The organism is Kitasatospora sp. NPDC093102 (assembly GCF_040683915.1).
GTDB lineage: Bacteria > Actinomycetota > Actinomycetes > Streptomycetales > Streptomycetaceae > Kitasatospora.
Genome location: NZ_JBFBFA010000038.1, coordinates 60,921 through 75,565, shown reverse-complemented (window position 1 = coordinate 75,565; position 14,645 = coordinate 60,921). Strand labels below are relative to the sequence as shown.

The following is a 14,645-nucleotide window of genomic DNA, read 5'->3' as shown; positions in this document are numbered from 1 at the left end:
CGCGCGGCCCCGGCGCGCCCGCGCCCCCGCGCCGCCCGGGCCCGCCGCCCCCCCGCGGGGGCCCTGCCGGCGTGGCTGCGGCAGCAGGGCCCCCGTACCGGGTGGGGCGTGGCCGATGACGGCGGCCTGCCCGTCCGGGGTCTCTCGAAGGGCCCGCCGCGGACGGAGGGCCCCTATAGAGGGGAGAGGCTCAGGAGAGCGGGGTCGGACGGCTGGGCTGCTCGCCGCCGCGCTCCTTGATGTACGTCTCGGTCGGCACCAGCACCTTGCGGCGGAAGATGCAGACGACCGTGCCGTCCTGCTTGTACCCCTTGGTCTCGACGTACACGATGCCGCGGTCGTCCTTGGACTTGGAGGGCCACTTGTCGAGCACAGTGGTCTCGCCGTAGATGGTGTCGCCGTGGAAGGTCGGCGCGACGTGCCGCAGCGACTCGATCTCCAGGTTGGCGATCGCCTTGCCGGAGACGTCCGGGACGGACATGCCGAGCAGCAGCGAGTAGATGTAGTTGCCCACCACGACGTTCTTGCCGAAGTCCGTCGTCCTCTCCGCATAGTTGGTGTCCATGTGGAGCGGGTGGTGGTTCATGGTGAGCAGGCAGAAGAGGTGGTCGTCGTACTCGGTGACCGTCTTCCCGGGCCAGTGCTTGTAGACCGCGCCGACCTCGAACTCCTCGTAGGTGCGTCCGAACTGCATGCCGTGGGTCCTCAGCTTTCCGGGATCTCGAACTTGGTGGTGCGCTGCATGCCCGCGGCCCGGCCCTTGCCGGAGATGACCAGCGCCATCTTGCGGCTGGCCTCGTCGATCATCTCGTCGCCGAGCATCGCGGAGCCCTTGGCGCCGCCCGCCTCGGAGGTGCAGTAGTCGTACGCGTCGAGGATCAGCTCGGCGTGGTCGTAGTCCTCCTGCGAGGGCGAGTAGATCTCGTTCGCGGCGGCGACCTGGTCCGGGTGGAGCACCCACTTGCCGTCGAAGCCGAGGGCGGCCGAGCGGCGGGCGACCTCGCGGTAGCCCTCCTGGTTGCGGATCTGGAGGTACGGGCCGTCGATCGCCTGGAGGTCGTTGGCGCGGGCGGCCATCAGGATGCGCATCAGGATGTAGTGGTAGGCGTCGGCGCCGTAGCCGGGCGGCTGCTCGCCGACGACCAGCGACTTCATGTTGATGGAGGCCATGAAGTCGGCGGGGCCGAAGATGATGGTCTCCAGCCGGGGCGAGGCCTCGGCGATGGCGTCGACGTTGATCAGGCCCTTGGCGTTCTCGATCTGCGCCTCGATGCCGATCCGGCCGACCTCGAAGCCCATGGTCTTCTCGATCTGGGTGAGCAGCAGGTCGAGCGCCTTGACCTGCTCGGCGTCCTGCACCTTGGGCAGCATGATGCAGTCGAGGTTGGGGCCGGCACCCTCGACCACGGTGATCACGTCGCGGTAGGTCCAGTGCGTGGTCCAGTCGTTGACGCGCACGACGCGGGTCTTGCCGCCCCAGTCGCCGTTGTTGAGCGCGTCGACGATGGTGTGGCGCGCGCTCTCCTTGACCAGCGGGGCGCAGGCGTCCTCCAGGTCGAGGAAGACCTGGTCGGCCGGCAGGCCCTGGGCCTTCTCCAGGAAGCGCGGGTTGCTGCCCGGCACGGCGAGACAGGAACGGCGCGGGCGCAGACGGTTGACAGCAGTCATAAGAATCGAGGGTTCCTTCCCAGTGGTCAGCTGGTCAGTTCGTGGCCGCGGTCGGTGCGGACGTCCACGGCTGAAGCTTGTTGGCCAGCCGGATCTCGTCCACGATCCGGCCGATGATGGTCGTGATGCCGAAGTCCTTCGGGGTGAACACGGCGGCGACGCCGGCGGCCTTGAGGGCCTCGCCGTCCGCTGCCGGGATGATGCCACCCACGATCACCGGGACATCCTCCACCCCGGCGCGGCGCAGCCGCTTCAGGACGTCTGGCACCAGCTCGCTGTGCGCGCCGGAGAGGATGGACAGGCCCACGCAGTGCACGTCCTCCGCGACGGCGGCGGAGACGATCTGTTCCGGGGTCAGCCGGATGCCCTGGTAGACCACCTCGAACCCGGCGTCGCGGGCCCGGACGGCGATCTGCTCGGCGCCGTTGGAGTGCCCGTCCAGGCCGGGCTTGCCGACCAGCAGGCGCAGCTTGCCGGCACCCAGCTCCTGCGCGGTCGCGGCGACCGCGGCACGGACCTGCTCCAGCTCGCCGCCGGGCTCGGCGGCCACCGCGACGGGGGCGCCGCCGACGCCGGTGGGCGCGCGGTACTCGCCGAAGACCTCGCGCAGGGCGAAGGCCCACTCTCCGGTGGTGACGCCGGCCCGGGCGCAGGCGAGCGTGGCCGGCATCAGGTTGGCCTCGGTGGCGGCGACGGCCTTGAGCTCGGCCAGCGACGCCTGGACGGCGGCCTCGTCGCGCTCGGCGCGCCAGGCCTCCAGGGCGGCGAGCACGGACTGCTCGGAGGCCGGGTCGACCACCATGATCGCGGTGTCGAGGTCGGCGGTGAGCGGGCTCGGCTCGGTGGTGTCGAAGCAGTTCACCCCGACGATCTTGTCCTCGCCGGACTCGATCCGGGCCCGGCGGGCGGCGTGCGAGGCGACCAGGTTGGACTTCAGGTAGCCGGACTCGACGGCCGGGATGATGCCACGATTGCCGGCCTTGGCGCCCATCTCCAGCACCTTGGCGATCTCCGCCTCGGCGCCGGCCAGCAGCTCGGCGGTCTTGGCCTCGATCACCTCGGAGCCGTTGAAGATGTCGCCGTACTCCAGCAGGTCCGACTCGTACGCCAGCACCTGCTGGATGCGCAGCGACCACTGCTGGTCCCAGGGCCGGGGCAGGCCGAGCGCCTCGTTCCAGGCGGGCAGCTGGACCGCCCGCGCACGGGCGTCCTTGGAGAGGGTGACGGCCAGCATCTCCAGGACGATCCGCTGGACGTTGTTCTCCGGCTGGGCCTCGGTCAGGCCCAGCGAGTTGACCTGGACTCCGTACCGGAAGCGGCGCTGCTTGGGGTCGGTGACGCCGTAGCGCTCCAGGGTGACCTTCTCCCACAGCCGGGCGAAGGCGCGCATCTTGCACATCTCCTCGACGAAGCGCACGCCGGCGTTCACGAAGAAGGAGATCCGGGCGACCACCTCGCCCATCCGCTCGGCCGGCACCTGGCCGGAGTCGCGCACGGCGTCGAGCACCGAGATGGCGGTGCACATCGCGTAGGCGATCTCCTGGACGGGCGTGGCCCCGGCCTCCTGGAGGTGGTAGCTGCAGATGTTGATCGGGTTCCACTTGGGGATGTTGCCGACCGTGTAGGCGATCATGTCGGTGATCAGCCGCACCGACGGGCCGGGCGGGAAGACGTGCGTCCCGCGCGACAGGTACTCCTTGACGATGTCGTTCTGGGTGGTGCCGGTGAGCTTGGCGATGTCCGCGCCCTGCTCCTCGGCGACCACCTGGTAGAGCGCCAGCAGCCACATCGCGGTGGCGTTGATCGTCATGGAGGTGTTGGTCCGTTCGAGCGGGATGCCGTCGAACAGGGCGCGCATGTCTCCGACGTGCCCGACCGGGACGCCGACCCGGCCGACCTCGCCGCGGGCGAGGACGTGGTCGGAGTCGTAGCCGGTCTGGGTCGGCAGGTCGAAGGCGACGGACAGACCGGTCTGACCCTTCGCCAGGTTCCGCCGGTAGAGCGCGTTGGAGTCGCTCGCGGTGGAGTGGCCGGCGTAGGTGCGCATCAGCCAGGGACGGTCGCGCTGGACGTGCTGAGGCTCAGTCATCGGACCCGTCTCACACGTTCCGGAAGCGGTTGATGGCGTCGACGTGCTGGGCACGGAACTCCTCGTCGCGCACGCCCAGGCCCTCCTCGGGGGCCAGACAGAGCACGCCGACCTTGCCCTGGTGCTTGTTGTGGTGCACGTCCAGGGCGGCCTGGCCGGTCTCCTCCAGGGAGTAGACCTTGGACAGGGTCGGGTGGATCTTGCCCTTGGCGATCAGGCGGTTGGCCTCGAAGGCCTCGCGGTAGTTGGCGAAGTGCGAGCCGACGATCCGCTTGAGCGACATCCACAGGTACCGGTTGTCGTACTGGTGCATGTAGCCGGAGGTGGAGGCGCAGGTGACGATGGTGCCGCCCTTGCGGGTGACGTACACCGAGGCGCCGAAGGTCTCCCGGCCCGGGTGCTCGAAGACGATGTCCACGTCCTCGCCGCCGGTGAACTCGCGGATCTTCGAGCCCAGGCGCTTCCACTCACGCGGGTCCTGGGTGTTCTCGTCCTTCCAGAACCGGTAGCCCTCGGCCGAGCGGTCGATGATCGCCTCGGCGCCCATGGCGCGGCAGATCTCGGCCTTCTGGTCGTTGGAGACCACGCAGATCGGGGTGGCGCCGCCGGCCAGCGCGTACTGGGTGGCGTACGAGCCGAGACCGCCGCTGGCGCCCCAGATCAGCACGTTGTCGCCCTGCTTCATGCCGGCGCCGTTGCGCGAGACCAGCTGACGGTAGGCGGTGGAGTTGACCAGGCCGGGGGAGGCGGCCTCCTCCCAGGTGAGGTGCTTGGGCTTGGGCAGCAGCTGGTTGGTCTTCACCAGGGCCAGCTGGGCCAGGCCGCCGAAGTTGGTCTCGAAGCCCCAGATGCGCTGCTCCGGGTCCATCATCGTGTCGTTGTGGCCGTCCGGGGACTCCAGCTCGACCGAGAGGCAGTGCGCGACGACCTCGTCGCCCGGCTTCCAGGCGTTGACCCCGGCGCCGGTGCGCAGCACCACGCCGGCGAGGTCGGAGCCGACCACGTGGTACGGCAGGTCGTGGCGCTTGGTGAGCGGCGACAGCCGGCCGTAGCGCTCCAGGAAGCCGAAGGTGGAGACCGGTTCGAAGATCGAGCTCCAGACGGTGTTGTAGTTCACCGCGCTGGCCATGACGGCGACCAGGGCCTCGCCGGGGCCCAGCTCGGGCAGGGCGACCTCGTCGAGGTGAAGGGACTTGCGAGGGTCCTTGTCGCGGCTGTCGAGGCCCGCGAACATCTGCTCCTCGTCCTTGTGGAGCGTCACCGCGCGGTAGGACTCGGGGAGCTTGATCGCCGCGAAGTCCGCCGACGTCGTGTCGGTGCTGAGGATCGCGTCGAGGATTTCCTGCATGGCTGCCTCCGAAGGCGTACCTGTGTGAGGGTCACAGGGCGTCTGGGGGAGCCGGGAGCGGACACCGGCTTCGCTGAGGTGGGTGGTGGGCGGGTCAGACTGGGCGCCCGGTGTGGACCGGGCCGTTCTGGCTCTGCTCCCGGGGTGTGGGAACGCCGGACGACGGCGCGCCGAGGTGGGGAGCCGCGGCGCCGCGACTGGTGGGTAACAAGGTAGTGGCACCCTGTGCCACTCGTAAAGACACCGGGTGTCAGGAATTCCGGCAGCTTCCGAGGCCGTGCGACGCGCGTTGCGCGGACATGCGAAGGGCCCGCGCCGCCATGTCGGCGCGGGCCCTCGATACTGCTCTGACCTGCGTGAATACTGGGCTTACGGCTCTCGGATGCCACTCAGTGCGGCCCTGATGCTGTCCACCACGACATCCAGCGGAGCGTCCGTCCGGGCAACTGTGATGAGCACCTCACCTCCAGGGCTGGCACTCAGTGCGCTCTCCGCCCCGGTGTCCCCTGGGGTCCCATTGGCACCCGGTGCCACCACTGATCCCCGGCGTCTGGCACCCGGAGCGCTGGAGGCCCAGAAGGTCCGCCGGATCACCTCGAAGGAGTGGTCCAGCTGCGCCTCCACGTCGCCCCGGCCGCCGGCCCGCAGCCAGCGCCGCAGCACGTGGTTGTGCGCCGCGACCACCGCCGCCGCCGAGACCTCGGCCAGCATCGAGTCGTCCTCGCCGCCGCGCTGCCAGCCGGACGGGATGGACTCGCCGGTGTCGAAGCGGCCCAGCAGGTAGCGGGTGAACAGCCGCTCGTAGCGGGCCACCACGGCGATCTCCCGCTCGCGCAGCGCCGGGACCTGACGGATCAGCTGGTACCGCGCCACCGACACCCCCGGGGTGGAGGCGTACATCCGCAGCACCTCCTTGATGCCGCGGCAGACCACGTCCAGCGGGTGCTCCTCCGGCTCGGCGCTGGCCAGCAGGTCGGCCACCCGCACCAGGGTGTCGTCGTGGTCCGGGAAGATCGCCTCCTCCTTGGACCGGAAGTACCGGAAGAAGGTGCGCCGGGCCACCCCGGCGGCGGCCGCGATCTGGTCGACCGTGGTCTCCTCGTAGCCCTGCGAGGCGAACAGCTCCATCGCGGCCGTGGCCAGGTCCTGGCGCATCTGCTGGCGCTGCGCCGCCGCCCGGCGGCTGCCCGGCCCGCCGTCCGGCCCGGTGCCCCCGGTGGAGGGAGCGGTCCGGTCGGCGCTGCGGTGCGGTCCGGCGGGGTGCTGCGGGGAGGTTGACTGAACCCGATCCATGTCCGGAACGCTACACGGCCCGGGCGGCGCGGCCGCGGCCCTTCCCCGACGCACCGGTGCGACCGGGCCGGTCACGGCCGGGCGGGGCCAGCGGGAGGACACCGTCCCGGGGCTCCAGCCGGGGCGCGCGGAGGACCCCGAGGGCGCGGAGCCGTACGACGGGGCGCCGTTCCCGGGAGCCGCGCCGCCGTAGGGCTGGGCTCCGTACGGTTGCGTCCCGTACGGCTGTGCGGTGTGCGGTCCGGCCGGCGGGGGCCCGTACGGCGTCTCGTACGGGCCGCCCCCGGCCTGCGGCGTGGTCACCGGCGCGCGTGGTCGCGGAAGCCGCGGCCGGTCTTGCGGCCCAGGCAGCCCGCCGCGACCAGGTGCTCCAGCAGCGGCGCGGCGGCCAGGCCCGGCTCGCGGAACTCCTGGTGCAGCACCTGCTCGATCGTGAGCGAGACGTCCAGGCCGACCACGTCCAGCAGCTCGAAGGGGCCCATCGGGTAGCCGCAGCCGAGCTTCATCGCGGTGTCGATGTCGTCCACCGTCGCGTAGTGCTCCTGGAGCATCCGCACCGCGTCGTTCAGGTAGGGGAAGAGCAGCGCGTTGACGATGAAGCCGGCCCGGTCGCCGCACTCCACCGGGTGCTTGCGGACCTTGGCGGTCAGCTCCAGCACGGTCGCGGTGACGTCCGGCGCGGTCAGCACGGTGGAGACCACCTCGACCAGCTTCATCGCCGGGGCCGGGTTGAAGAAGTGCATGCCGATCACGTCCTGCGGCCGCGTGGTGGCGGTCGCGCAGCTGATCACCGGCAGGGAGGAGGTGGTGGTGGCGAGCACCGCGCCCGGCCTGACGATCTTGTCCAGGGTGGCGAACAGCTCCCGCTTGACCGCCAGGTCCTCGGCGACCGCCTCGACCACCAGGTCCACCTCGGCCAGCTCGGCGTACCGGCCGACCGGGGTGACCAGGGCCAGCGCGGCGTCCCGTGCCTCGGCGGACAGCCGGCCCTTGGCCACCGAGCGCTCCAGCGACTTCGCCAGCTGCGCCTTGGCCCTCTCGGCCTTCTCCTGGCTCCGGGCGGCCAGCAGCACCGGGTGCCCCGCCTTGGCGAACACCTCGGCGATGCCGGTGGCCATCGTCCCCGAGCCGCAGACGCCGACGGTGCGCACCTCCCGGCCCGGCACCCCGGGCAGGGCCGGCCCGGTGGCCGCGTCCACGGCCCGGGACGAGCCCGGCGTCTCGTAGGTGTAGAAGCCGCGCCCGGTCTTGCGGCCCAGCAGCCCGGCCGCGACCAGCTGGCCGAGGATCGGGGCGGGCGCGTGCAGGCGGTCCCGGGACTGCTCGTACATCGCCTCCAGCACGGTGCGCGCGGTGTCGATGCCGATCAGGTCGAGCAGGGCCAGCGGGCCCATCGGCAGGCCGCAGCCGAGCCGCATCGCGGCGTCGATGTCCTCCCGCGAGGCGTACTTGGACTCGAACATCGCGGCGGCCTGGTTCAGGTAGGCGAACAGCAGGCCGTTCACCACGAAGCCGGCCCGGTCGCCGGCCGCCACCGGCTCCTTGCCGAGGTCGCGGGCGAAGGCGGCGGCGTCCTCGGCGGTCCGCGGGGAGGTCAGCACGGTGCGGACCACCTCGACCAGCTTCATGCCGTGCACCGGGTTGAAGAAGTGCAGGCCGAGCACCCGCTCCGGACGGGCGGTCGCGGCGGCGATCCGGGTCACCGACAGCGCGGTGGTGCCGGTGGCCAGCACGGTGCCCTCCGGGCAGATCCGGTCCAGCTCGGCGAAGACCTCCCGCTTCAGTTCCAGCTGCTCGGGCACCTCCTCGATCACCAGGTCCGCCCTGGCGGCGGCCGCCAGCTCGTGGCCGATCGAGATCCGGGCCAGCAGCCCGGTGCGCTCCTCGGCGGTCAGCCGCTCCCGTTCCACCGCGTGCGCGGTGGCCTCCTCGATCCGGGCCAGCGCCCGGGCGGCCGAGTCCTCGGTGGCCTCGATGCCGATCACCCGGCGGCCGCTCTTGGCGACCGCCACCGCGACGCCGGCACCCATCGTGCCGAGGCCGACGACCGCGACGGTGGGGAAGGGACGCTCCATCTGTCCTGACTCCTAGTCATGAAGGGCCCGCGCGTGCTCCGGCGGGCACGCCGCCGCGCCCGTACGCCGGGGGCGGCCGCCGCTGGAGGAGGGTCCACGCGCGGGGGCTGGGGAGATGACGGGGTGTCGGCGCACCCGGGCAGCGGCCGGTCCGCTCCGGCCGAACTGCGGATGTGCCGTGGTGCTCAGGCGCTCGAAGGTGAAGGAAGCGACTCTGATACGAGGAGGAACCCGGCCCGCCGCGGTCCGCGGCGCCGGCCGGTGAAAGCGCACCGCGCGAGCGCCGGAGAAGCGGCGACCGCGGCCTGCCGCCGGTGCGGCTCCCGAAGCCCGGCGGTGGTGCGTGTCCGGCCACTGTAGCGAAGCTACTTGCGAGTAGGAAGGGGGCGGGACCGGAAAGCCGTTCGGGGCGGGGGCCGGAGCCGTCCGGGGTGGAGACGGAAAACCGTTCGGGCCTCGGACGGGCGTTCGCTAGGGTGATCGACGCGGGGGCGGCTCCGCGGCGTGCTTCCTTCTCACTCATCTCCAAAATGAACCGAGTGCGCCCACTCTCCGCCCCCGCTTCGTCGTACCCACGGGGGAAGAGCTGTGAAGAAGCCGAGCGCCATCGCGCCCGAGACCGGTCTGGACGCCTACCTGCTGCGCCGCCACGGGACGGTCCTGGTCGAGCCCGGAGCCGGGCCCGGCCAGCCGCAGCCGTGGACGGCCCAGGGGCTGGTCGCACTGGAGGCCGACCTCGCCCGGCGCGGCCACGTGCTCACCGCGCCGCTGCGGGCCGCCCTCGGCCGGCTGCGCCCGCTCGACCTCTCCGCGGCCGGCACCCGGCTGCTGCGCGGCATCGACGCGATGCTCGGCGCCGACCGCAGCCACGTCCCGCTGTTCCGCCGCTTCCCCGAGGGCGTGCCCTCGCACGCGCACGCCGACTACTCCGCGATCATCCGCGGCTACCTGCTCTGCCAGGCGAGCCAGGTCTGCCTGCTCTGCGAACGCAGCAGCCTGGAGGCCGGCATCGGCGCCCTCGCCCCCTGCGCCCACCTGCTGTGCGGCGACTGCTACCAGGAGCGGGTCGAGGACGGTGGCGACCGCCACTGCCCGCTCTGCCGCACTCCGCTGGAGCGCAAGCGCCGTCTGTCCACCGACACCAGGGCCGCCCGCAACGCCGCCCGCGAACTGAGGCCCGGACAGCAGCTCAAGCCGCTGCGCCTGGCCGATCCCGCCGACGCGGCCGCGCTCGCCGCCACCGCACTGGCCGCGCTGCTCGCCCGGCACACGCCGCTGAGCCCGCAGGACCGCGAGGACCTCGCCCTGCTGCTCGACCACGCCCCGGCCGACCCGGCCGGCTGGCTGCCTGCCGAGATCCCCGTCCGGGAGACCCGCGCCACCGTGCTGGCCGCCCTGCTGCACCGCGACCGGGAGGCCGCCCGGCCGCTCCTCGCCGCCCACCTCACCACCGCCACCGACGTCCTGCGGCTGATCTGGGCGTGGTCCGGTGCCGAACCCGACCTGCTGCCGGAGACCGCCCGCACGCTGCGCCTGCGGGGCCTGCCCCGCCCGCTGCGCCGCGAACTGCTCGCCGTCCTGGACGCGTTCCCGGCCGGCACCCTCGCCGAGGACCTGCGCCGCCACCGCGAGCCCTGGCTGCGGGTCGGCGAACTGCTGCACCCGTACGAGCACCGCGCCCGCTTCCCGTACGCGGCGGCCGCGTTCGCGGTGGTCCGGCAGAGCGACCTCGACCTGCACGGCCTCGGCCCGCAGTTGCGCGAGGCGCCCGCCCCGCTGCGGGTGCGCGAGACGCCCGGCGGCCACACCCGGCTGACCGTGGAGACCTTCGCCGCCCGGGTCGAGCACGCCCTCGAACAGGGCGACCTGCCCGCCGCCGTCCGGCTGTTGGCCCGCCGCCCGGGCGAACTGGTGCGCCGGCTGCACCACCTGCTGCGGGTGCACGCCACCTGGCTCCCCGGCGAACCGCTGCCCGCCGAACTCGCCGAGGCGCTGCCCGGCGCCCTGCGCGCGGTCGCCCCCGGCCCGCTGCTCGGCGCGTACGGGCGCCTGCGCGCGCCGCGCGAGCACGGCGAGCGGCGGCTGTACTTCCCGCGCGGCCGGATCGCCTCGGCGCATGCCCGAACCGACCGGGGCACGCCCGTCCCGGCCGCGCTCAGCGCGCCCGTCTGCACCCTGATCGAGGCCGAACTGCTGCGCCGGGTCGGACAGTCGGCCGAGCGCCCGGAGCGCTACGAGGTGGCCGTGCTGGACGCCGCGCTGGCCGACCTGGTGGTGCCCTTCGCCGAGCGCGCCAGCGCCAAGACCCTGGTCGCGGTGCCGCGCGGCAGCGTGCAGCCCCTCCCGGACGGGCAGCGGCTGCGGCTGTTCGTGCACTGGATGCAGCGCCCGCGCCAGCGGGTGGACCTCGACCTGTCGGTCGCCTTCTACGACGAGGACTGGCGGTTCACCGGTCTGTGCGACTACACCCGGCTGGTCACCGGGCCGCGCGCCGCCGTCCACTCCGGCGACTACACCAGCGCCCCGCCGCCGCACGGCGCCACCGAGTTCGTCGACCTCGACCTGCCCGCGCTGGGCGAGGCCGGTGCCCGGTACGCCGTGGTCGTGGTGTTCAGCTACAACGACGTCCCCTTCGAGGACCTCGCCGACGCCTTCGCCGGGTTCATGGCCCTCGACCCGGCCGGGGCCGCCAGGCACCGCAAGGGCGCCTTCCGCCCGAAGGACGTCCGCCAGCGGCTCGACCTCGCCGGGGACGCCAGGATCTGCGTGCCGATGATCGTCGACCTCCGGACCCGCGACTACACCTGGACCGACCTCAATGTGGGCTCCGGCACCGGGTTTCACAACCTCTACCGGCACCACGCCGCGGTCGGCTCGCTGGCCGCCGACGTCCTGACGCACTTCGCGCCCGGTTCCCGGGCCACCCTGTGGGACCTCGCCTGCGCCACCGCGGCGGCGGGCAGCGACGAGGTGCTGGTCCGCGACCGGACCGGCCGCGGGCTCGGCGTCTACCGCCGGGGCGCGGACGAGTCGGTGAGCGCCTTCGCCGAGCGGCTGCGCGCCCGCCACACGAGCGACCGGCGCACCGAGCAGCCGCCGGACGACACCGCCCGGCTGATCGCCGAACGCCTCACCGGTGCCCGGGCGTTCGCCGCCCTGGTGCACGCCGACGTGCCCGCCCCGGCCGAGGTGCGCGGGACGCTCTACCGGCTCTACCCGGGCCCGACCGACACCGCCCCGGACACCCTGGAACGGATCACCGCGGGGGAGCTGACCGCCAGATTCGCCCCGAACGGGTGAACGGGTGAACAGGGCTGCCAATAGGACCACCCGATAGGGGAGTTACCCGACCCCGACCGGCGGGGCAGCATGGTGGCATGACCACCGGAACCGCCACCGCCGGCCCCACCGCGCCCGGTCCCGCCGAGCCGCCCGCCACGGCCGAACAGCTCGCCACCGCCGCGGCGGCGGCCGTCGCGCTGCCACCGCGCGCCGAGCGGGCCGAACGCGCCGGGGAGGCCGCCGACCGGCTGCGCACCGAGGCCGTCGAGGCGGTGGCCGTCACCTGGGTGGACAACGCCGGCGTCACCCGGGTCAAGGCCGTGCCGCTCGCCGGCCTGGCACACGCCGCGCAGTGGGGCGTCGGCACCGCGCCCTGCTTCGACGTGTTCCTCGCCGACGACACGATCACCACCAGTCCGATCATCGGCGGCCCCACCGGGGACCTCAGGCTCTACCCGGACCTCGACCGGATCGTCTCGTTGGCCGCCCAGCCCGGTTGGGCCTGGGCCCCGGGGGACAGGTACACCCAGGCCGGCGCCCCACACCCCGGCTGTCAGCGGTTGTTCGCCCGCCGGGTCCAGGCCGTGGCGGCCGCGCGCGGCCTGAGCCTCAAGGCCGGCATCGAGGTCGAGTGGACGGTCGCCCTGGCCGGCGCCCCGCAGGAGGAGCCGCAGTACCCGACGCACGGCCCGGCGTACGGGATGCACCGGGTCACCGACCTCTCCGACTACCTGCGCGACGTCCTGGGCGCCCTCGGCCGGCAGGGGCTGCACGTCCTGCAGATCCACCCCGAGTACTCCCCGGGCCAGTTCGAGGTCTCGGTCGCCCCCGAGGGCCCGGTCGCCGCCGCCGACACCTCCGTCCTGGTCCGGCACACCGTCCGGGCCGTCTCCGCCCGGCACGGCCTGCGGGTCTCCTTCGCCCCGGTGGTCGAGGCGGGCGGCGTCGGCAACGGCGGGCACCTGCACGTCAGCCTCTGGCGGGACGGGCGCAACCTCGGCCACGGCGGCCCCGGTCCGCACGGCCTGACCGCGGAGGCCGAGGGCTTCCTCGCCGGGGTGCTCGACGCGCTGCCCGAACTGCTGGTGCTGGGCTGCTCCAGCCCGGCCGGGTACCTGCGGCTGGTGCCGTCGCACTGGGCCGGCGCCTACCAGTGCTGGGGCCTGGAGAACCGCGAGGCCGCGCTGCGCCTGGTGACCGGCTCCACCGGGGAGCGGGCCGCCACCGCCAACGCCGAGGTCAAGTGCTTCGACGCGAGCGCCAACCCGTACCTGGCGGTCGGCGGGGTGATCGCGGCCGGCCTCGCCGGGATGGACCAGCGCCGCGCGCTGCCACCGGAGTTCACCGGGGACCCAGCGGCCGCCGAGCCCGGCACGGTGCCCCGGCTGCCGACGGGCCCGGCCGAGGCGATCGCCGCGTACGAGCGCTCCGCGGTGCTGCGCGAGGCGCTCGGCGAGCCGCTCTACCAGGCGGTGCTGGCGGTGCGCCGGGCGGAGCAGGAGCAGTACGCGGCCGTCACGCCCGAGGAGTTGGTCACGGCCACCCGCTGGCGGTACTGAGCGTGGCCCGGCCGGAGGGGCCCGCGCTGGTCGACCACCACTGCCACAGCGTGGTGGCGGCCGAGCTCGCCGACGACGCCCTGGCCGGGCTGCTCACCGAGTCGGACCGCCCGCCCGCGCCCGGTTGTTCGCCCTTCGACAGCGCGCTGGGCCTCGCGGTGCGGCGCTGGTGCCCGCCCGCGCTCGGCCTGCCGGCACACGCCCCCGCCGCCGACTACCTCGCCCGGCGGCGGGAGTTGGGCGCGGCCGAGGCCACCGGACGGCTGCTGGCGGCGGCCGGGCTCGACACCTGCCTGGTGGACACCGGGCTGACCGCCGCCGCGGGCCACGAACTGCTGCCCCCGGCCGAACTCGCCGAGGCCGCCGGGGCGTCGGTGCGTGAGGTGGTCCGGCTGGAGTCGATCGCGGAGACGGTGACGTGCGGCGCCGAGGCCTGGCCGCGCGCCGTTGCCGAGGCGCTCGCGTCGACCGCCGCCGGGGCCGTCGCGGTCAAGTCGGTACTCGCCTACCGGCACGGTCTGGCCGCCCCCGCCGAACGCCCGGCCGCCGCGGCGGTGGTGGCCGCGGCCGGCGCCCACCTGCGTGGCGGGCGGGGCCGGCTGACCGACCCGGTGCTGCTGCACCATCTGCTCTGGACGGCCGTGGACGTCTGCGCCGAGCTCGGCCTGCCGCTCCAACTCCACACCGGCTTCGGCGATCCGGACCTCACCCTGCACCGGGCCGACCCGTCGCTGCTGACGGACTTCGTGCGGGCCGCCGAGCCCAGCGGCGTCCCGCTGGTGCTGCTGCACGGCTACCCGTACCACCGGCAGGCAGCCTGGCTGGCCCAGGCCTTCCCGACGGTGTACACCGACCTCGGGCTGACCGCCTCCTACGCCGGGCCGCGGGTGGCCGCGGTGCTGGGCGAGATGCTGGAGCTGGCGCCGTTCGGCAAATTGTTGTTCTCCACCGACGCCTACGGGCTGCCCGAACTTTATTTGGTGGGCACCTGTCAGTTCCGGTACGGACTGGGTGCGGTGCTCGCGGGCTGGCAGGCCGACGGCGCCTGCTCCGCGGCCGACGCCGAGCGGGTGGAGCGGTTGGTCGCGGCCGGCAACGCGCGCCGGTTGTACGCGTTGTAGGGGTGCGATCCGTGCTGGTGGCCGCCGTTATGGCGGGTGCGGCCGCACGTCGGCGAACCATCACTTTTTAACACTCTTGATCTCTGTTTCCCTGTTGCGCCCCGGAGCTCGCAACCCCCGTTCCTGATCCGGATGTGACGATTAGATGACTACCTCTTGCGCTTATAAGCAAATATTCATTAGCGTCCCGGTCATTCCCAAGCGCACCTG

10 protein-coding genes are annotated in these 14,645 nt (G+C 73.3%); 4 read left to right on the top strand and 6 right to left on the bottom strand.

Features of this window, described 5'->3' with window-relative positions; all coding sequences use genetic code 11:
* Window positions 1-190: 190 nt before the first annotated feature.
* From AB0O11_RS31370 to AB0O11_RS31350, 5 genes are all read right to left on the bottom strand, one after another.
* The gene (locus AB0O11_RS31370; RefSeq protein WP_363393753.1) at window positions 191-694 is read right to left on the bottom strand and encodes a MaoC family dehydratase; all 504 of its coding nucleotides are present in this window, start codon (window positions 692-694) and stop codon (window positions 191-193) included.
* An 11-nt stretch (window positions 695-705) separates the two neighbouring features.
* The gene (locus tag AB0O11_RS31365; RefSeq protein ID WP_363393751.1) at window positions 706-1,668 is read right to left on the bottom strand and encodes a CoA ester lyase; all 963 of its coding nucleotides are present in this window, start codon (window positions 1,666-1,668) and stop codon (window positions 706-708) included.
* 34 nt (window positions 1,669-1,702) lie between these two features.
* Window positions 1,703-3,757, bottom strand: a complete 2,055-nt coding sequence (locus AB0O11_RS31360; RefSeq protein ID WP_363393749.1) for a protein meaA — start codon at window positions 3,755-3,757, stop codon at window positions 1,703-1,705.
* Between the two features lie 10 nt (window positions 3,758-3,767).
* On the bottom strand, window positions 3,768-5,105 hold the full coding sequence (gene ccrA, locus AB0O11_RS31355; RefSeq protein ID WP_363393747.1) for a crotonyl-CoA carboxylase/reductase: 1,338 nt from the start codon (window positions 5,103-5,105) through the stop codon (window positions 3,768-3,770).
* Between the two features lie 369 nt (window positions 5,106-5,474).
* Complete coding sequence (locus tag AB0O11_RS31350; RefSeq protein ID WP_363393745.1) at window positions 5,475-6,398, bottom strand: TetR family transcriptional regulator; 924 nt, start codon at window positions 6,396-6,398, stop codon at window positions 5,475-5,477.
* Between AB0O11_RS31350 and AB0O11_RS31345 the strand changes: the two genes are divergently transcribed.
* A complete protein-coding gene (locus tag AB0O11_RS31345; RefSeq protein ID WP_363393743.1) occupies window positions 6,397-6,591 on the top strand; it encodes a hypothetical protein in 195 nt (64 codons plus the stop codon). The two genes, AB0O11_RS31350 and AB0O11_RS31345, sit on opposite strands and share 2 nt — an antisense overlap.
* Before the next feature lie 106 nt (window positions 6,592-6,697).
* Here AB0O11_RS31345 and AB0O11_RS31340 read toward each other — a convergent pair whose 3' ends face one another.
* On the bottom strand, window positions 6,698-8,473 hold the full coding sequence (locus AB0O11_RS31340; RefSeq protein WP_363393741.1) for a 3-hydroxybutyryl-CoA dehydrogenase: 1,776 nt from the start codon (window positions 8,471-8,473) through the stop codon (window positions 6,698-6,700).
* Between the two features lie 588 nt (window positions 8,474-9,061).
* Here AB0O11_RS31340 and AB0O11_RS31335 point away from each other — a divergent pair.
* The 3 genes from AB0O11_RS31335 to AB0O11_RS31325 all read left to right on the top strand — a co-directional run bounded on the left by AB0O11_RS31335 (window position 9,062) and on the right by AB0O11_RS31325 (window position 14,435).
* Window positions 9,062-11,773, top strand: a complete 2,712-nt coding sequence (locus AB0O11_RS31335) for an MXAN_6230/SCO0854 family RING domain-containing protein (protein ID WP_363393739.1) — start codon at window positions 9,062-9,064, stop codon at window positions 11,771-11,773.
* Window positions 11,774-11,850: 77 nt separating this feature from the next.
* On the top strand, window positions 11,851-13,314 hold the full coding sequence (locus AB0O11_RS31330; RefSeq protein WP_363393737.1) for a glutamine synthetase family protein: 1,464 nt from the start codon (window positions 11,851-11,853) through the stop codon (window positions 13,312-13,314).
* A gap of 2 nt (window positions 13,315-13,316) precedes the next feature.
* Complete coding sequence (locus tag AB0O11_RS31325) at window positions 13,317-14,435, top strand: amidohydrolase family protein (RefSeq protein ID WP_363393735.1); 1,119 nt, start codon at window positions 13,317-13,319, stop codon at window positions 14,433-14,435.
* Window positions 14,436-14,645: the final 210 nt, after the last annotated feature.